We start from the raw sequence: 17,940 nt of genomic DNA, 5'->3' as shown, positions 1-17,940 counted from the left end.
GGCGGATATCATTAGCCATGATTGAAGCGTTCTCAAAGCCCCGCACGGGCGAGATTATTGCTTGACGGCATCTGCCAGCAAACCGACGGACAACGCATAGAAATTCGAACAATTATAGTCCAGAATAGCCCGATAATTGCTCGTAAGGAGATAGGCCGTCTTTCCCGGCCCATCCGGCTCCAGCAACGTGGCCATCACATTGTCGGCCGCCCACCCCGCCCTTGAGGGAACAAGCCCCAACCGCCGCCATTCCGCCATGCTGAGCCAGCGACTATGCCGATTGAAAACACGCGGACAGCGCGCCGGAGCGGTGCGCGCGGCTACCGAAGCGCGATTGAAATTCGCGGGAACCGAAACGGCTATCCCCCAGGGTTGCCCTTTACGCCAGCCGGCATGCACAAAATAGTTGGCGATCGAGGCAAGTGCGTCGGCTTCGCTGCTCCAGATATCCGCCTTTCCATCGCCATCCCCATCCTTTGCGAGCCGGAGATAAACCGATGGGAGAAATTGGGGATAGCCGGTGGCGCCAGCCCAGCTTCCGACCAGCCGGCCGCGTGGCACACCATTGTCCAGCATTTTCAGCGTCGCAAGCAGTTCCGGTTCAAACAATGTGCGCCGTCGCCCTTCCCATGCAAGCGTTGCAAGCGAGCGGATCAGATCGAAATCGCCAGTATAGGAACCATAGTTGGTTTCATGCCCATAAATGGCGACCATGATTTCTTCGGGCACGCCGGTTTCCGCCTCGATCCTTGCAAGACGGCTGCGGTTGGATAGATAAGCGGTGCGCCCCCTGCTGATCCGCGCGGCATCGACATGCTTTACGCGATAAGGTTCAAAGGCCGGAATCGGAGAATAGGCGCCGCCGCCAGGCTGGCTCTGGTCCAGTTGAATGACGCGCGGATTGGGCGTGAGCGTCGGGAATACGCCTGACAGCGTCGCATCGCGAATGCCCATGGCGCGCGCCTTGGGACGCAGGCTTTCAAGATAGGCGCGGAATGCCGCATCATCCTGCGTCTGCGCGGAAGCTGCCGGTGTGACGCAACCAACGGCCATGACAGCCAAACCGATGAATAGCGAAAGGATGGACGAGCGCATCAGAATCTCCCTCATCCTTTTCTGGCACAGCGCGGGCGTGAGGTGAATCCCCTTCTTGCCCAATAGCGATGAAGCGCATCCTCATATTTTGCGCTTGGCAATCTCGACGCGTCCGCTAGGAAGCCAAGCAACGGACAGGTGGCCGAGTGGTTTAAGGCAGCGGTCTTGAAAACCGCCGTGGGTTTACGCTCACCGTGGGTTCGAATCCCACCCTGTCCGCCAATATTACGTGTAATTCACTGTTTTTACGTAAATATTTGGCGATTCCCGGTCGGTGTCCGTCCAAAGTGTCACTCAAGAAATCGGAAGCATTGGGACGGTTCACAAACCCTCCGTTGCGAAACTGAGGCAGTGTTTTGCCATCGGCGATCCATCCGATCCGCCAGCCCATGCAACCTCGGGTGAGCTATGCTGGAATTACCCCGGTTGATAATCGCAACCGGGGATTTCCCGCGTCAGTTCAGCGACCCGTGACAATGCTTGTATTTTTGCCCTGAACCACAGGGGCACGGTGCATTGCGGCTGATGTCCAGATTGGCAAATTCGCCTGGCTCGGCATTGCCCACCGGCGGACGGGGAATAGTCGTCGTGATGCTGCCCGCCTGCCCTGCATCCATGTCCGCGCTATTGTCTTCGCCGGAGAAAGGATCGATGTGCGTGGTGATGAAGTCCGGCAGCACGGGAAGGTCGAATTCCGGCATGGGTGCCTGATCCATACGGAATTGAACCCGTGCGATGGAGCCCGTCACGTCCTCCCGAATATTGCCCAGCATGCGCTCGAACAGCGCGAAGGCTTCCTGCTTATATTCGTTGATCGGCGTTTTCTGGGCATAAGCCCGCAGATGCACGACCTGACGAAGGGCATCCAGGGTCGACAGATGCTCCTTCCAATGATGGTCGAGGCTCTGGAGCAGGATGCTCTTCTCGATCATATGCCAGTCAGCCTGATCGATATCCTTGATCTTTTCGGCAACCGCTTCGTCCGCCAGAGCGACAAGCCGTTCCTCGATCATTTCCGGATCGACGGCATCTTCGGCGAGCCAAGCGTCGAAATCCGGCTCCAGCCCCAGAATTTCCGAGATCCGCGCCTTAAGCCGCTCCATATCCCATTGTTCAGGATAGGTTCCCGGGGGGCAGGATGCGCCGACGAGATCGTTGACCGTTTCATGCCGCATGTCGACGACCACATCATCGACCGTTTCGGCATCCATGATGTCGGCGCGCTGTTCATAGATGACCTTGCGCTGATCGTTCATCACATCATCATATTCGACGACCTGCTTGCGGATATCGTAGTTGCGGGCCTCGACCTTCTTCTGCGCGGTTTCGATCGCCTTGCTGAGCCATTTGGACGGCGGCAGGGCTTCCCCATCTTCCAGATTGGACCGGATCATCTTCGCAAACATCGTGTCCGGCCCGAATATCCGCATCAGATCGTCATCAAGACTGAGGTAGAAACGAGAGAGGCCCGGATCGCCCTGACGGCCCGAACGACCACGTAGCTGGTTATCGATGCGGCGGCTTTCATGACGTTCCGTTGCGAGCACGAACAGTCCGCCTGCAGCGAGCACTTCGGCCTTTTCCACTTCGATCTCGGCATCGATGCGAGCGATGGCGGCCTCACGGTCCGGCCCTTCGGGCATATCGCGCAATTCGTCCTCAACCCGCATTTCCAGGTTGCCGCCCAATTTGATGTCCGTGCCGCGGCCCGCCATGTTGGTCGCGATGGTGACGGCGCCCTTGCGGCCCGCCTGCGCGACGATATGCGCTTCCTGCTCATGGAAACGCGCGTTGAGCACGGCGTGCTTCACGCCTTCCTGATTGAGGAATTCGGAGAGCATTTCGGACTTTTCGATGGACACCGTGCCGACCAGCACCGGCTGTCCCTTCTCGGCATGTTCCTTGATCGTCCTGGCGATGCCCCGGAACTTGTCTTCCAGATTTTTGTAGAAAGTGTCTTCCTCATCCACGCGCTGCACCGGCCGGTTGGTCGGGATGGTGACGACGTTCATCTTGTAGATTTCGTAAAATTCCGTCGCTTCGGTCGCAGCCGTGCCGGTCATGCCGGACAGCTTGGGATACATGCGGAAATAATTCTGGAAGGTAATGGATGCCAGCGTCTGGTTTTCAGGCTCGATATTGACGCCTTCCTTGGCTTCCACCGCCTGATGCAGGCCATCGGACCAGCGGCGGCCATCCATCATGCGGCCGGTGAACTCATCGATGATAACGACCTTGCCGTCCTTCACGATATAGTCAATATCGCGGCGAAACATCACATTCGCCCGCAACGCCTGGTTCACATGATGAACGACGGCGGTGTTTTCGAAATCGTACAGATTTGCGCCTTGCAGCAATCCGGCGGCTTCCAGCATCCGCTCGATCTTTTCCGTGCCGTCTTCCGTCAGCGTGACGGTCCGCTGCTTCTCATCCTTTTCATAGTCCGCTTCACCGACCTGCTTCACGATCGCATCGACCGATATGTATAGTTCCGACTTGTCGTCCGTCGGGCCGGAGATGATGAGCGGCGTGCGCGCTTCATCGATCAGGATCGAGTCCACTTCATCCACGATGGCGTAATTGAAGGGACGCTGCACCATGGACGCGCGATCATATTTCATATTGTCGCGCAGATAGTCGAAGCCGAGTTCATTGTTCGTGGCGTAGGTGATGTCGGCATTATATGCCTCACGCCGCTGATCTTCGCTAAGGTTGGGGACGATGACGCCCGTGGTCAGCCCCAGGAAGCGATAGACCTGCCCCATCCATTCGCAGTCGCGAGACGCAAGATAGTCGTTGACGGTGACGACATGCACGCCCTTCCCTTCCAGGGCGTTGAGATAGGTCGCCAGCGTAGCGACAAGGGTCTTGCCCTCCCCCGTCCGCATTTCAGCGATTTCGCCGCGATGCAGGACGATGCCGCCAATCATCTGAACATCATAATGGCGCTGGCCCAGCGTGCGCTTGGCCGCTTCCCGCACGGTCGCAAATGCTTCGGGCAACAGGGCGTCCAGCGTGACGCCCTCGGCAAGCTGTTGCCGGAACTTCACCGTCTGCGCGGCCAGTTCCTCATCACTCATGGCCGAGATCACGGGTTCGAAAGACGCTATCTGGTCAACGGCCTTTCCCATCGACTTGACGTAGCGTTCGTTGGACGATCCGAAGATGGACTTGGCGAGTGCGCCGAACATGGAAATTCCTGACCAAAAGGGAACGCACACCGCCCTGAAGGAAGCGCACGCAAACATGCGCCGCGATTTAGGGAGCGCGCGAACTTTAGTCAATCGAAGTGCAGCTTCGGAAAATGCGGAAACATATCGTCGCAAATGCCCTGCGCGTCCGAAAACTTTCATCCATATCCTGCGTTGACGGCCTTGCTGATTGCGCTAAGCGGCAAACATGACTGAACGCTCCCCTCTCGCTCCCGCGGCCTTCCCCCAACTGCCTTCCATCGCAGGGGTCACCCCGCATGTCGCCCGCGCCCGATATAAGGATTGGGACCGCTGCGATCTCACCTATGTGGAACTGGATGAGGGAACGGTCGTCGCGGGCGTCACCACGCAAAGCAAATGCCCTTCGCCGGAAGTGGAATGGTGCCGCGATGCCATCCCCTTGGGCTCGGCCCGGGCTCTGGTGGTGAACGCAGGCAATGCCAACGCCTTTACGGGGCATCGCGGCCGTGCGGCGGTGGAGGCGATGGCCGCAAAGGTCGCCAATCATCTGGGTTGCAAGCCATCCGACATATTCCTGTCTTCCACGGGCGTCATCGGCGTGCCCCTGCCTGTCGAGAAGGCCGAGGCCGGACTGGAAGCCGCCTTCGCCGCGCCCGCCTGTAGCTGGGAAGATGCCGCGCTGACCATCGGCACGACGGACACCTATCCCAAGGGCGCGCATGTATCCGCATTGATCGGCGGTCAGCGGGTGGAACTGGTCGGTATCATCAAGGGGTCCGGCATGATCGCGCCCGACATGGCGACCATGCTGGGCTATATCTTCACCGATGCCGCGATCGACGCCAGCCTGTTGCAAGATATGCTGTCGACCGCCAACCGGCAGAGTTTTTCCTGCATCACGGTGGATAGCGATACTTCGACCAGCGATACGGTTCTGGCTTTCGCTACGGGTAGAGCGGGGAACCCTCCCCTTACTTCAATGGACGATCCCGGAGCGGATGCTTTCCACGCCGCGGTGACGGATCTATGCCGCCAGCTTTCCCATCTGGTGGTGCGGGATGGCGAAGGCGCGTCCAAATTTATCGAGATCACCGTCGAAGGGGCGGAAAACGACGCAAGCGCGCACCGGATCGCCCTGTCGATCGCCAATTCTCCTCTGGTCAAGACCGCGATCGCGGGGGAGGACGCGAATTGGGGGCGGATCGTCATGGCGGTGGGCAAGGCGGGCGAGCCGGCGGATCGCGACAAGCTTTCCATAAGCTTCGGCGCAACTCAGGTGGCCACTGGGGGGCTGGCGGTTGAGGATTATGACGAGGCGCCTGTCGCCGCCCACCTTAAGGGGCAGGATATTCAGGTCGGCGTCGATCTGGGGCTGGGCAACGGGCGAGCGACGGTCTGGACCTGTGACCTGACGCATGGATATATTTCCATCAACGCGGACTATCGCAGCTGATGATCGGAAAGTTGCATGCGCCTGTCGCCGCGCTCATGCGACAGGTCGCGCGCGACATCGTGATGCCGCGTTACAGGAACCTTTCCGCCGACGAGATCAGCGAGAAAGCGGCGGATGATTTCGTCACCATCGCAGACAGGGAAAGCGAACTCAGGCTCGCTGAAGGATTGGCCAAGATCCTCCCTGAAGCCTCTATCATTGGGGAGGAGGCCTGCGCGGCCGATCCCGCCATATTGGAACGCGCGGGAGAAGGGCTGAACTGGATCATCGATCCCATCGACGGAACGGGCAATTTCGCGGCGGGCAGGCCTCCCTTCGGCATCATGATCGCTTTGGCCGACGCCGGCACCACATTGGCTGGTTGGATTTTCGATCCGCTAACGTCTCGGCTCTGCCATGGCGTTCTTGGCGCAGGAAGTCATATCAACGGCGAGCGCGTCCATGCTCGGGAAAGCGCCGCGGATTTGCCGGTGGCCGCACTGGCCGTCTATTTCATGACGCCGGAAGAAAGGGCAGAAATACAGGGCCGGTCTGCAGGAAAGTTCACGCTGGTCGACATTCCCCGATGTGCCGCGGAGCAATATCCCCGGCTTGTCCTGGGTGAAAACGACATATCCGTCTTTTCCCGCACGCTTCCTTGGGATCACGCGGCGGGAACGCTTTTTCTTAATGAAGCTGGAGGATGCTGCCAGCGGCTCGACGGATCGCCTTATAAAGTGGGAGATCAAAGGCGCGGGCTGTTGGGCGCATCATCGCCCCGCCTCTGGGATATGGCGGCAAAACTTCTTTTTCGGTGATCGCGAACGGCGGCGCACCCAGGTCAGGAGGGAGAGCATTCCCACCGGAATGAAACGGCTCTCCCCCTCCGTTTAAGGATTTAAAGGACGCTTTCGATCCAGCCCTTGAGCGCACCCTTCGGCGCTGCGCCCACTTTGGTCGCTGTCGCCTCGCCATTTTTGAACAGGATCATGGTGGGGATGCCGCGCACGCCGTAACGGCCCGGAGCATCCGGATTTTCATCGATATTGATCTTGGCGATCGTCACCTTGTCCGCCAGTTCGTCCGAAATTTCTTCCAGAGCCGGGCCGATCATCTTGCATGGCCCGCACCATTCCGCCCAGAAATCGACGAGGACGGGCTTATCCGACGACAATACGTCATTCTGGAAACTCGTATCGGTTACCGCCTTAGTGGCCATTTTAGGATTCTCCTTGAATTTGTCAGTAATCTAAGGTGGCGATGGCATCGGCTCAACGGGTCGCGTCACAAATTGTCCTGTGCCGCCGCAAAGCCGGGCTTGTTTGCCTCCAACAGGTCTTGCGGCAGGGATATGAGGCGCGGCGCATTCGTATAAAGCAGGCCGGCTTCAATAGTCCGCTTGGGGAAAATCACCCGTAATGCCGAAACATAGGCGGCCATTTGCCGGATATGGGCCACAGGCACCTCCTCCACGGCCAGCGGCGCGATGCGGCCGGTCTTGAAATCGACGACCTGAATGAGATCGTCACTAATGCACAGCCGATCCACCGTGCCTGCGATAACCGCTTCGCCGACCACGGCGGCGATAGGCGCTTCGGCCAGAGAGCCGGGCCCGAACAGCGCGGAAAAACCCGGCATTTCTATAACGGCAAGCACATGGTCCACAATTTCCCGCCGCATCGAAGCATCTGCGACGCCCTGCTGCTCCAGCCAGCGTTCCGCGCTTTCGCGGCGGCGGGCCGGAGCGATATCGGGCAACTGCTCGAACAACGCATGCAGCCAGCGCCCCCGTTCCGCGGCCGCGCGCATCGCAAGGCTGGGAGGGGGATAGGGCGCGTCGTCCTCCACCGAGGCCGAAGGGGCCAGCGGGCGTGGCGGCCGCGCCTCGATCGGAGCGGGTCGGTTCAGCCAAGCCGGTTTGTCCACAAGGGCTTTTTCTTCGGCATGGATCGGCTGCAACGGCTTTGGCGGCAATGTTTCCATGCCACGCCAACGCCGTCTCGCGCCCCATAGCGGATCGGCTTCCCACTCCGCATCCAGTGAGATCAGGGCATTCTCCACCGCGCCAAACCAGCTTTCTGCTTTCACCTCCCCTTTGGCGCGAGGCCCCAACGATCCGGCTACCACCAGCTTTTCCTCTGCACGAGTCAGGGCGACATAAAGCAGCCGCCAATGCTCCTCCCTGTCCGCATTCGCAGCCTCTTCGGCAACCTGCCCTATCGGTCCTCGCCGTTCCTCCTTCCGGGGCGGAAGGATGGGCAACCCATTCCATTCCAGCGCATCCGCCCGATGACCGGCATCGGGATCAAGGCAAGCGTCCGCAAGGATGACAATGGGGGCCTGCAATCCTTTTGCCCCGTGCACGGTCAGCAAACGCAGGGCGTCGCCCTGCGCGGCGGCGTCACGAACGATTTCTACTTCGCCCCGATCGAACCAGTCGATGAACCGCTGAAGCGAAGGATAATCGTCAATCTCGAAGGCCAGCGCCGCATTCAGCAATTCCTCGATGGGGTCGACGGCTTCGGGCCCCAGCCGCTCGATCAGGCGCCGCCGTCCGTCCATCGAACCGGAAAGAATGGCTTCCAGATAGCGATAGGGCGTCGTGAAATCCGCCGTGGCCAGCAGGTCGCGCAACGGCCGGACCAAATCCTCGTCCAGCGTGGCGGTCAGATGGCGCCACAATCCGGTTTTACGGTCCCGGCCGATCAGCCGCGTCATCAACTCATCCTGGCTCCATCCGATCAATGGAGAAACGAGCAGGGCCGCCAGATTCAATTCGTCTTCAGGCTGCACGGCAAAGCGCAGCGCCGCCAGCAAATCGCGCACGGCCAGCGGCGCGTTGAGACGCAGCCTGTCTATCCCCGCGACCGCGACCTGTTCTTCATATAACCGCGCGACGATCAGGCGAGCCAGCTCGCTGCGACGGCGGACGAGTATCATGATGTCGCCGGGACGCACCGGCCTGCCTTTGCTTTCCAGCATCAAGCCTTCGTCCAGCCATTGCCGGATCTGACGGGCGATCCGGCCTGCAAGCACCCGCTCCTGATCGGCAGCCCAATCCTCCTCCCCTTCCGTATCCTCGTTCAGGCCCGCGACGATCGGTTTCCAGAGCAGGACTTCGCCGGGAAAGCGATTGGCGCTGATATGGCGGACATCCTGATCCTCCAGCCCGAGCCGGTCGGCCTGCAAAGTGGCGATCATGCTATCCACCACCTCCAATATGGCTGGCGTGGACCGGAAACTGCGGTCGAGCGATAGCGTATGGAAGGGATGCGCCACATCCGTCGCATGTTTCTGGAAAGCCTTCTGGGCGGCGGCAAAGGCGACAGGGCTGGTGCCCTGAAAGCCGAAGATCGCTTGCTTGAAATCGCCGACCGTAAAGAGGGTTCTAACCCTGTCCCCCTTCGCGCCTTCGCCCGCGAAAAATTCCGAAGTCAGCGCACCTATGATCTGCCATTGGCTGACATTGGTGTCCTGTGCTTCATCGACCAATATGTGATCGATGCGCTGGTCCAGCTTGTAACGTATCCAATCCGCAATCCCGTCCTGTTGCAGGAGGGTAGCGGTGCGGGCGATCAGATCGTCGAAATCGACCGCGCCCGCCATTTCCTTCGCCCGGGCATAGGCGCGAGCATAGGCGCGGCCAGCGTGCAACGCGCTGACAAGCAATTTCGCATAATCGGCGAGCAGCTTGACGCCGATCAATTCCGCGCAACGCTCGCGCATTGGCGCGGTCATCTCCAGATAGCCATCGACCGGAGGAACCCAGCCCTTGGCGGAGATGAGATCGCCGTCCGCCTTGGCCCATGCGGTATGCAGATCGGGCAACGACGCGGCGCGCTCCAGTGGTGCAAGGGCACGCCATCGCGCAATGCGTTGGCATCGCTCCAACCCGCGCCCCGTGCCCCAATCCGCATTGGCCTGCGCGATAGCGGTCAGGGTCCGCACGTCAAAAATGGCGTCGTCGCATTGCAGCGCCAACCATTGGTCAATATCGCCGGCCGGTAGTTCAAGGGCGGCCATCAGCCAGGGGCCGATATCCTCCGGCAAGCCATTGAGAGCATCCAGACGCGCCGCGCTCCGCAGGAGAAAATGCTCCGCCCCCGCCTCTCCCAATCGCAGGCTGAGTGCCTGCAATGCGGACGTAAGGGCAACGTCTCCATTCTCGTCCGCCTCCACCGCGATGTCGGCCAAAACCTGCCGCGCGAGGGAAGCCTGCTCCCGCTGATCGAGCGGACGGAAACCGGCCGTGAGCCCCGCTTCCAACGGAAAAGAGGTCAGCAACTGCTGGCAAAAGCCATGGATCGTCTGGATACGCAAACCGCCGCCTGTCGATTCCAGCACTTCGGCAAAGAGCCGGCGGGCGCGGTCGCGTGCCTCCGGCCCCCCATCCTCTCCCAATGCAGCCAGGTCGTTGAAGAGATCGGGCTCTTCCATCTGCACCCATGCCGCCAGCCGGTCATGGACACGATCCGCCATTTCAGCGGCCCCGGCCTTGGTAAAAGTGAGACAGAGGATATTTTCCGGCCGCACGCCCTGAAGCAAGAGGCGAAAGACGCGGGCCGTCAGCACATGGGTCTTCCCCGTGCCCGCCGAAGCCGACAGCCAGACATGCGCGTCGGGCGCCGCCGCCAGCGCCTGCTCCCCGGCGAGCGGCTGAAGTGAGCTTACTTTCCTAACCATCGTCGCGGCCATACCATTCCTCCAGCCGCATCAACTGGTCATAATCACCATAATTGGCCACTTCCGGATTGACCTGAGCCTCGAAGGGTGTGGTTCCGTTCAGATAATCCGCCGCGATCTGATCGAAGAGACCATGGACATAGGTAGTGAATTCGGCCGTCACAATCTTGTCCCTCTTGCCCAGCGGATCGACCGGGCTTTCCCGATAGCCGAAGGCATCGCCCTTCTTGGCCAGCGACCAATATTCAAAGCATCCGGCGACAGGGCGGCCTTCGATGCCCGGAAAGCCGCCATGTTCAGCAATCAGCCCCAACAGCCCGAGCTGGAGCGCAAATCCGGCCCGGACCTGCTTCGCGCTGGGTGGTTTGCCCGTCTTGTAATCGACGATGGCCAGCGTTCCGTCGGGCATATGGTCGATGCGGTCAGCCTTTCCTGTCAGGGTGATGCCACCGATTTCCGCCCTGCCCTCGCTTTCAACCGCCAGGATGGTCCGCCCTTCCGCCTTATCCCTGGCCACTCCCGAAGCGATCCATCGGATAGCTTCCATCAGGCGCGGTTGCCATAGCGCGCGCAGCAAGGGATGGACTTCCGGCCGCTCGAACATCGCCTTTGCGCGGCTTTCCAGATCCGCCGGTTCAAGCGTAGCCGTTTCCGCCCAGCGTTGGAGGATTTCATGCACGGCGGTCCCCCGCCAGGCAGGCCCCGCATCGGCATCCACCGGGTCGAGCCGGGAAAGCCGCAGGATGCGGCGCGCATAAAAGGCGTAAGGGTCGGCCTTCAGGCGGTCGACATCGGTAACCGGCACTAGCTTTGGCCGGATCGAGGCAGGCGGCGCGGGTCTGGGGCGCTCGGCAGGCCGGACGAAATTGGGACGGTCGATGTTCCGGGCAAGTTCGGCATAGCGATCCGCCGATTTCCATTGTGGCCCGGCCATGGCCTTGAGCCGCAGCCAGAAACGCGACGCCACCGCCGGCCCCCCGGCCCCTCGCCGCGCGCGCGTGATCAGGACTTGCGGAGCGCCCAGTCCGCTCGCGAAATCATGTGCCGCCAGTCCGATGCGGCTTTCCAGTCCGGGCAATCCCAATTCCTTACGGATGCTGGGCGCCAGCCACGGATCGGGGGTGGGCATGCCCGGCCACACCCCTTCATTGAGGCCGCCCAGGATCATGAAATCGGCCTGCATCAATCGCGCTTCGATCAGGCCCAATATGGCAATGCGCGGATGGCCGCCCTGCGGCGGGCGCACGGATAAGCCGGCCAGCATGTGATCCAGCACCATCGGAAGCGCGCGAATATCAGCCTGAATCGGCCCATCGCCCGCAAACGCCTCCATCTCCGCGAACAGATCGGCTGCCATGCGGCCCTGATGCCCCGACCAAACAGCATCGCGCGTCAGCAACCCCGCCTGTTCTCGAACGGCGGAAAGTTGCGCGGAAAGATCGGGAGCGCCGGTAAAAGCCGCTTCGAGCGGAGCGAGCAAGGAACGGGCCTGCGGCCACCACGCGGCTATACGCGTCCGCAGATCTTTCTGTCTGTCCTCGCCATCGCGAGGGGTGAGCAACAGGTCTATGCCGTTCAGGCCAGCCTGAGGCCTGGGACCGCGCAACAGAAGGTCAAGACCTCTGACCTGTTCAAGCCAGGGCAGGCGATCGGCGCCGCGCATGACCAGCGGATGCTTCAACAGCGCCAGCAATGCGACGGGCGCGAAGCGTTCCGCGACCGCCTGTGCCATCGCGATCAACAATGTGCCCGGCGGCAAGCGGGAAAGGGCCTGACCTGCCGAATCATCCGCCTCTATGCCCCATCTTTTCAAATGAGCCGAGACACGGACCGCCAATTGCCGATCAGGCGTTACCAACGCCGCGGTTTTCCCCTCGGTCTCCAATGCTTCACGCAAGGCAATCGCGATAGCCTGCGCTTCCTCGCCCGGCGTGGCGACTTCCAACGCCTCCACACCCGCCAGCGAGCGGTCGGCCGTTTTTAGATCGCGCCAACGCGTCGTCAGGCGCGGCGGCAGCATGGCATTGGAAATGTTGCGCCCCCGCACCGCGCGCGCATCATGTTCGCTCCCCCAACGCCACTGGGCCACATCGTCGCGGGTGGCGCTCATCCGGTCGAGCAGGCGTTTCAGGGCAAATTGAGGATGGGTTTCATGGCCAGCCGGAACGCGCCCCGTCACCGGGTCCGCCTCGAAGGGGCCGATGGTCTTCCACGCGTCCTCGTCCATATTCTGATCGAGGCCCGCAAAAACGACCATGGCGTTCGGCATGATGGCGATGCGCCGCAAAAGCCCCGCAATGGCGGGCGCAGCCGTGGACAGGCCCGCCGCAATGACGAAATGCCCTGGCGGATTTTCCTTCCATCGCTCCGCCACGCGATCGAACAGCCTGTTCCTTCTCTCGGCAAGATCGATGCAGCCCAGCCGCTTCAATTCCTGGGGCCAATGATGGAGGAGGATGGAAAGCAGGTTCAGCGACCTTTGCCAATGGGCGGAAAGCGCTTCTGAAAGTTGAAGATCCTGAAGAGCCGCGACGGGAATCCGCTCCACCTGCATCTGGTCCAGAACTGAGCCCAGCGCCTGGGCAAGCTGAAGCGACTGCCCGACATCCAGCGGTCTGGGCGATGCTTCCTGAACCAGCCGTGCCAGGATCATCTGGCGCTGCATCATTCCGACCGAAGGAGGAATGGCATCCTGCTCGCCCAAGGGATCGAGCGCGCCGCCTATCTGTTCGCCGAGTTCCGCATCGCCCAGCGCGACCAGTCGGGGCAACAGCAATCCGCCGCCCGATTTTCGTACGAAAGCGTCACTTATCGACCGGATCGCCCGGTTGCTGGGCAACAGCACCATGCCCTGCGCCAGTTTTATCGGGTCTCCGCCGTGCTGGGCAAGGATGCCGGTGACCAGCGCATCGGAAAAGGAACGGTGCGCGGGTATGTTGAACAGCGTGAGGCGGCTGCTATCACCCATGGCTCAACATGGATTCCACGACTGGAATGGCCCGCGGCGTGCCGACATCGAACCATAATCCCTGATGGGCAATGCCATAGAGCCGTCCCGCTTCCATGGCTCGGTTCCAGAAGATGTTGGTGGAAAACACGTCGGACGGCGGATCGGCCAGCAAAGCCGGCGACATGATCTGGACTCCGGTGAAAACGAAGGGCGCGACATGGGAAGGCTTGCGACGTGTAAGCCGCCCTTTTGCATCCATATGAAAATCGCCCGGTCCGCTATGGCAATTGGCCCGGGCCAAAGGCACCAGAAGCAGCAATGCGTCCATGCGGGCGGGATCCCATATGTCCTGCATCGCACCCAGCGTTTCCTGTGGTCCGTCAATCCAGAGATTGTCGCTGTTCGCGCATATGAATGGTCTGTCACCCAACAGCGGCTTGGCCTTCATCAGCCCGCCGCCTGTTTCCAGCAAAAGGCGGCGCTCGTCGGAAATGAGGAAATCAACCTCGCCTTTGCGGGTGAGCAGATGGGCTTCAACCGTATCGGCCAGATAGTGGACGTTGACCACCACCTTGCGGATGCCCCCGGCCTCCAATCGATCCAATGCGTGATCCATCAGGGGTTTGCCTGCCACCTTCACCAATGGCTTGGGGCGTGTCGCGGTCAATGGCCGCATGCGCTTGCCAAGCCCGGCCGCCATCAGCATCGCGGTGTCGATCATGCGGGTGCGAACCCGGCCAGCGCATGGTGGCGTTTTTCCGACGGGATATTAGCGGCGAACCAGTCGGCAACCGGCTCCAGCGCAGGATGAGCCAGATCACGTTCCAGCAACGCCCACATTCGTGGCATGAACGACAGGTAGCGCGGCTTGCCGTCTCGCTTCCAGAGCCGCGTGAAAATGCCGATGATCTTTGCATTGCGCTGGGCGCCCAGCACGGCATAGGCGGCATCGAAATCGGATGGTGGGGAAGCCATCTCCCGGTAAAGAGCCAGCATTGCCGCCTCCGTCTCCGGCGAGACGTCCCGACGGGCGTCCTGCAATAGCGATACCAGATCATAGCCCGGATGTCCGGTAAGGGCGTCCTGGAAATCCAGCAGCCCTAATCCGCGCATGGAAGGGCGGTCGATCAGCATGATATTTTCCGCATGATAGTCCCGCAGGACCGTCACCGATGGGCTGGCCGACTCGACCAACGGCAGAACCGCGTCCCAGGCGCGAACATAGCCCGCGCCATCCACTTCCATCTCCGCAGCGGGACAATACCACTCCGTCAGGAGGCCGGTTTCGCGTTGATACACGGCGCGGTCATAGGGAGGCAGGTTCCCGGCCGGAAGCCTGTGCAGGTCCGCCAGCAACGCGATCGCGCGCGCATAGACCTCCTGTTCCTGATCGGGATTATCCTCCACGAATTCCTTGACCCGCAGATCACCGAAATCCTCCAACAGGACCAGCCCATCCTCCAGATCGCGGGCATAGATCGCCGGAGCCGCGAAACCCTGCCCCAACAGATGCTCCGCGATCGTGATGAAGGGACGCGGATCTTCATGCGGCGGCGGCGCATCCATCAAAACGGCCCGGCGCGACCCATCGAGCACTCGGAAATAGCGCCGGAAGGAAGCATCGCCCGCGAGGGGGACTATCGCGGCGTCACCCCATCCCGCGCGCTTCAGAAAATCGGGGGCGGCAGCGGGTGGGATCATATCTTTGACCATCGCTCTTTCCAATCTTCGGAAAGCCGTGCTGTCAAGCGCCGACCGCCACCAGGTGCGATATCTATGTGCAGCCGCAGAGCATGGGACCATAAGGCATTGCCCAGCCTCTCAGGCCATTCGATGACGAGCAGGCTGTACGTCAGATAATCATCCAGCCCCAGCTCCGCGATTTCGGCGGGATCATCTATGCGATAAAGATCGATATGCGTGACGGGCAGCCGCACCTCGGGAATATCATAAGGCTGAACCAGGGCGAAGCTGGGACTGGGCGCTTCTCCTTCCAACCCCAATGCTTCCAATATGCCGCGCGTCAGGGTAGTCTTGCCCGCACCCAATCCGCCTTCCAGCGCAATGACGTCGCCGATGCGGACATGGCTCGCCAACGCGGCCCCCAGCTTCAGCATGGCGTCTTCATCGGGGAGGTCGATCATCTCCTCAGCCACGGGGCAATTCCATGACCGTCATGGTGCCCTGCCCCGGTTCGGAAGCAAGCTGAAAAGAGCCGCCATGCGCTTCGATCAGTTGCTTGGCGAGGGGCAGGCCGATGCCTGCCTTTCCGCCCTGCCGCGCCTGCTCCGCTCGTGCCGCCGGGTCGAAAATCGCCGACTGGCGCTCGATCCTGATGCCGGGGCCATTGTCCGACACTACCAGCCGTGCCCTGTCCGCGTCGCCGTCTCCGTGCAGCAGGACGCGTGCGCCGTTGCCGCAATAGCTTACGGCATTTTCCAGCAGATGATCCAGCGCCTGGCCGATACGGCGGGCATCGCCCTGCACGGCGCCCAATGTATCCTGAAGGGAAACCGCCAGATCGATCCCCTTTGCCTTTGCCGCCAGTGCGATCCGCGCCGCGCTTTCCCGCGCCAGCGCGGTCAGGTCGACGGAAGCATGTTCGATGGAAAGCGTTCCGGCTTCCCCCTGCGTCAGGTCGAGCACATTGTCGATCATCATCCCCAGCCGGGACGTGCTTTGAAGGATGCCATCGACATAGTCCTTCGCCGTTTCGCTGAGTGCTCCGGCATAGCCTGCGCTCATCATCTCGGCGAACCCGGAAATGGTGGTAAGCGGCGTTCGAAGTTCATAGCTCATATTGGCGACAAAGGCCGTCTTGACCTTATCCGCCTGCTCAAGAGCTTCATTGCGGTCGCGCAATATCTGTTCGACGCGGCGGCTGTCGGTCACGTCCAGCATGGTGAAGAGCGCATTGCCGTCCGGCAACGGGATCGCCGCGAATTCGAAGATATGGCCATCGGCAAACCCGACATGTCCCACGCGCTGCTTACGTTCGAGCGTGGCGGCCCGCACCAGTTCGCGAACGAGATTGACTTGCTGCGGCTTGGCGAGGCGCGACTGCACCGCCTGCATCAGATCGTCGATGCGCGGATGGGCCGCCAGCATTTCCTCCGGCAGGCCCCATGTCGTCTGGAACCGGCTGTTCCACAGAGACAGCCGCCCATCGGAGGAAAACACGCCGATTGATTCGAACAGATTGTCGAACGTCGCCGTCCGCACCCGCAGCAGCGTATCGCGCGCGCTCGACAACTGGACCTGTTCCGTCCGGTCTTCAAAAATCAGCAGCAACCCGCCATCGGGCAGAGGCTGGGCATAGACCCGCAAATGCGTGCCATCCGCCAGCAGCCAGGTTTCCTCCAACGGATCGGGCGAAAGGAACCATTCCCGGCGCTCCCCGCGCCAGGCCGGGAAATCCCGATGTTCCGGCACGCGCCGCGCATCGCGCATCTGGTCGAGAACCCGCTCGAACAACGGGCCATCGACCAACCGATCCTGATTGAGCCCGAACAGGCTGATGAAAGGCTGGTTCCAGAAACGCAGGGCACGATCGGGCCCGAAGCGCGCGACCCCGGCAGACAGGCGATCCAGCAGATCGCGTTGCGCCGCCTCCAGCCGCCGATGTTCGACCCGCGCCTGTTCCAGTTCATGCTGGTCCATGGCGAACCCCGCAACGCCCGCGGCGCCAAGCGGCACGTCAACAACGCGCATCGTCCTGCGCTCACCATCAATCGTGGCGGGAACCATTCGCGTGACCGGGCCGCCTTCCGCCATGGCTTCGGCGGCGGCGCTCTGCGGCGTAATCCCGCCGACAGTTTCCACCAGTTCCGTGCCGCTTTCGATAATTTCCCGGGCGCTGCTCCCGTCGACGGCATGGACATAGGCCGAGTTAACGAGGCTGAGGCGCATGTCCGCCGTGCGGTGCCACATGGGGAATGGCGCGGCCTCCACCAGTCCGGCCATGGCCTGCAAAGCATCACGAAGCTGTTCGACCGTGCCTTTCAGCGTTTCGATTTCAGCTTGACTGTCGGTCGCGTCGAATATCCACAAGACGACCCCGCCGTTCGACGCCAGCATAGGGCCTGCCGGAGCGCCCCGGACGAGCAACAGCCGCGCTGAACCCACGCCCCGAATCGGCAGTGCAAAACTCTTCCCCGCTCTTTGGGCGGCCGCGATTTCCCGGCCCAATGCCGCGGCGTCATCCGATTCCAATCCGCCATCTTCCGCGATCAATTCGGACAGGAAAGCGGGAACCCGGTCCTTGCCAAGCCATTTCGCCAGCCGGTCGGATGCTTCCAGATGACCGTCGGCATGAATGATGACAGGGGCTGCCGGGGCGGAACCCAGCAATATGGACAGGCGATCGAACTGCCCCTGCGCCTGCGTCCCTTCGCGGCGCATGCGGTAGCCGTTCATGAGCGCCCATATCGCCGCCGCCAGCCAAATGGCCAGCACAATGCCCAGCAGGACGGCGGCAAGCGGGGTTATTGGCGTCATTGCGCCTTCTTCACCGTTATGTCGACGTGGGAACCCCTGCTCATGATCGTCATGGGACTATCCCAACTCGCAGGCAGGGTGAAGCGGCTGGCAGAAAGTTTTTATGGTCC

Annotated in this window: 11 protein-coding genes and 1 tRNA gene; 3 read left to right on the top strand and 9 right to left on the bottom strand. The window is 61.3% G+C overall.

Annotated features, from left to right (window positions below):
• Window positions 1–54: 54 nt before the first annotated feature.
• Window positions 55–1,095, bottom strand: a complete 1,041-nt coding sequence (locus ATN00_RS13910; RefSeq protein WP_062065710.1) for a lytic murein transglycosylase — start codon at window positions 1,093–1,095, stop codon at window positions 55–57.
• Between the two features lie 132 nt (window positions 1,096–1,227).
• On the opposite strand from ATN00_RS13910, the gene ATN00_RS13905 reads away from it, so the two are divergent.
• Window positions 1,228–1,317: transfer RNA gene (locus tag ATN00_RS13905), tRNA-Ser, on the top strand.
• Window positions 1,318–1,550: 233 nt separating this feature from the next.
• Here ATN00_RS13905 and secA read toward each other — a convergent pair.
• Window positions 1,551–4,286 carry a preprotein translocase subunit SecA gene (gene secA / locus ATN00_RS13900; protein WP_062065708.1) on the bottom strand — a complete coding sequence of 912 codons (2,736 nt, stop codon included), beginning with the start codon at window positions 4,284–4,286 and terminating at the stop codon, window positions 1,551–1,553.
• A 208-nt stretch (window positions 4,287–4,494) separates the two neighbouring features.
• On the opposite strand from secA, the gene argJ reads away from it, so the two are divergent.
• Window positions 4,495–5,721 (top strand): bifunctional glutamate N-acetyltransferase/amino-acid acetyltransferase ArgJ, encoded by a 1,227-nt coding sequence (argJ, locus tag ATN00_RS13895; RefSeq protein ID WP_062065706.1) that lies wholly within the window; start codon window positions 4,495–4,497, stop codon window positions 5,719–5,721.
• Window positions 5,721–6,518, top strand: coding sequence for an inositol monophosphatase family protein (locus ATN00_RS13890; protein WP_062065704.1), 798 nt, complete (start codon window positions 5,721–5,723; stop codon window positions 6,516–6,518). Before argJ ends, ATN00_RS13890 begins: the two co-directional genes overlap by 1 nt.
• Window positions 6,519–6,598: 80 nt before the next feature.
• On the opposite strand, the gene trxA is transcribed toward ATN00_RS13890, so the two are convergent.
• The 7 genes from trxA to ATN00_RS13855 all read right to left on the bottom strand — a co-directional run bounded on the left by trxA (window position 6,599) and on the right by ATN00_RS13855 (window position 17,830).
• A complete protein-coding gene (gene trxA / locus ATN00_RS13885; protein WP_062065695.1) occupies window positions 6,599–6,919 on the bottom strand; it encodes a thioredoxin TrxA in 321 nt (106 codons plus the stop codon).
• Between the two features lie 65 nt (window positions 6,920–6,984).
• Entirely contained in the window at window positions 6,985–10,395 is a 3,411-nt protein-coding gene (gene addA / locus ATN00_RS13880; RefSeq protein ID WP_062065692.1) for a double-strand break repair helicase AddA, read from the bottom strand.
• Window positions 10,376–13,351 carry a double-strand break repair protein AddB gene (gene addB / locus ATN00_RS13875; RefSeq protein WP_062065689.1) on the bottom strand — a complete coding sequence of 992 codons (2,976 nt, stop codon included), beginning with the start codon at window positions 13,349–13,351 and terminating at the stop codon, window positions 10,376–10,378. The genes addA and addB overlap by 20 nt, the downstream gene beginning before the upstream one ends.
• A complete protein-coding gene (locus ATN00_RS13870) occupies window positions 13,344–14,054 on the bottom strand; it encodes a nucleotidyltransferase family protein (RefSeq protein WP_062065687.1) in 711 nt (236 codons plus the stop codon). The genes addB and ATN00_RS13870 overlap by 8 nt, the downstream gene beginning before the upstream one ends.
• Window positions 14,051–15,034: an aminoglycoside phosphotransferase family protein gene (locus tag ATN00_RS13865; RefSeq protein WP_062065684.1), complete on the bottom strand. Its 984-nt coding sequence runs from the start codon at window positions 15,032–15,034 to the stop codon at window positions 14,051–14,053. The genes ATN00_RS13870 and ATN00_RS13865 overlap by 4 nt, the downstream gene beginning before the upstream one ends.
• Window positions 15,031–15,489, bottom strand: a complete 459-nt coding sequence (gene tsaE, locus ATN00_RS13860) for a tRNA (adenosine(37)-N6)-threonylcarbamoyltransferase complex ATPase subunit type 1 TsaE (RefSeq protein ID WP_062065680.1) — start codon at window positions 15,487–15,489, stop codon at window positions 15,031–15,033. The genes ATN00_RS13865 and tsaE overlap by 4 nt, the downstream gene beginning before the upstream one ends.
• Entirely contained in the window at window positions 15,482–17,830 is a 2,349-nt protein-coding gene (locus ATN00_RS13855; RefSeq protein ID WP_062065678.1) for a sensor histidine kinase, read from the bottom strand. The genes tsaE and ATN00_RS13855 overlap by 8 nt, the downstream gene beginning before the upstream one ends.
• Window positions 17,831–17,940: the final 110 nt, after the last annotated feature.

Source organism: Sphingobium baderi (genome assembly GCF_001456115.1).
GTDB classification, from domain to species: Bacteria; Pseudomonadota; Alphaproteobacteria; order Sphingomonadales; family Sphingomonadaceae; genus Sphingobium; species Sphingobium baderi_A.
The sequence above is the reverse complement of the archived record's forward strand: the minus strand, read 5'-3'. Positions and strand labels throughout refer to the sequence as shown.

Excerpts from the sequence above, each read along its gene's own strand:
- addB (WP_062065689.1), bottom strand. The coding sequence starts at position 13,351 with ATGGGTGATAGCAGCCGCCTCACGCTGTTCAACATACCCGCGCACCGT.
- ATN00_RS13870 (WP_062065687.1), bottom strand. The coding sequence starts at position 14,054 with ATGATCGACACCGCGATGCTGATGGCGGCCGGGCTTGGCAAGCGCATG.
- ATN00_RS13910 (WP_062065710.1), bottom strand. The coding sequence starts at position 1,095 with ATGCGCTCGTCCATCCTTTCGCTATTCATCGGTTTGGCTGTCATGGCC.
- ATN00_RS13855 (WP_062065678.1), bottom strand. The coding sequence starts at position 17,830 with ATGACGCCAATAACCCCGCTTGCCGCCGTCCTGCTGGGCATTGTGCTG.
- secA (WP_062065708.1), bottom strand. The coding sequence starts at position 4,286 with ATGTTCGGCGCACTCGCCAAGTCCATCTTCGGATCGTCCAACGAACGC.
- ATN00_RS13865 (WP_062065684.1), bottom strand. The coding sequence starts at position 15,034 with ATGATCCCACCCGCTGCCGCCCCCGATTTTCTGAAGCGCGCGGGATGG.
- ATN00_RS13890 (WP_062065704.1), top strand. The coding sequence starts at position 5,721 with ATGATCGGAAAGTTGCATGCGCCTGTCGCCGCGCTCATGCGACAGGTC.
- argJ (WP_062065706.1), top strand. The coding sequence starts at position 4,495 with ATGACTGAACGCTCCCCTCTCGCTCCCGCGGCCTTCCCCCAACTGCCT.
- trxA (WP_062065695.1), bottom strand. The coding sequence starts at position 6,919 with ATGGCCACTAAGGCGGTAACCGATACGAGTTTCCAGAATGACGTATTG.
- addA (WP_062065692.1), bottom strand. The coding sequence starts at position 10,395 with ATGGCCGCGACGATGGTTAGGAAAGTAAGCTCACTTCAGCCGCTCGCC.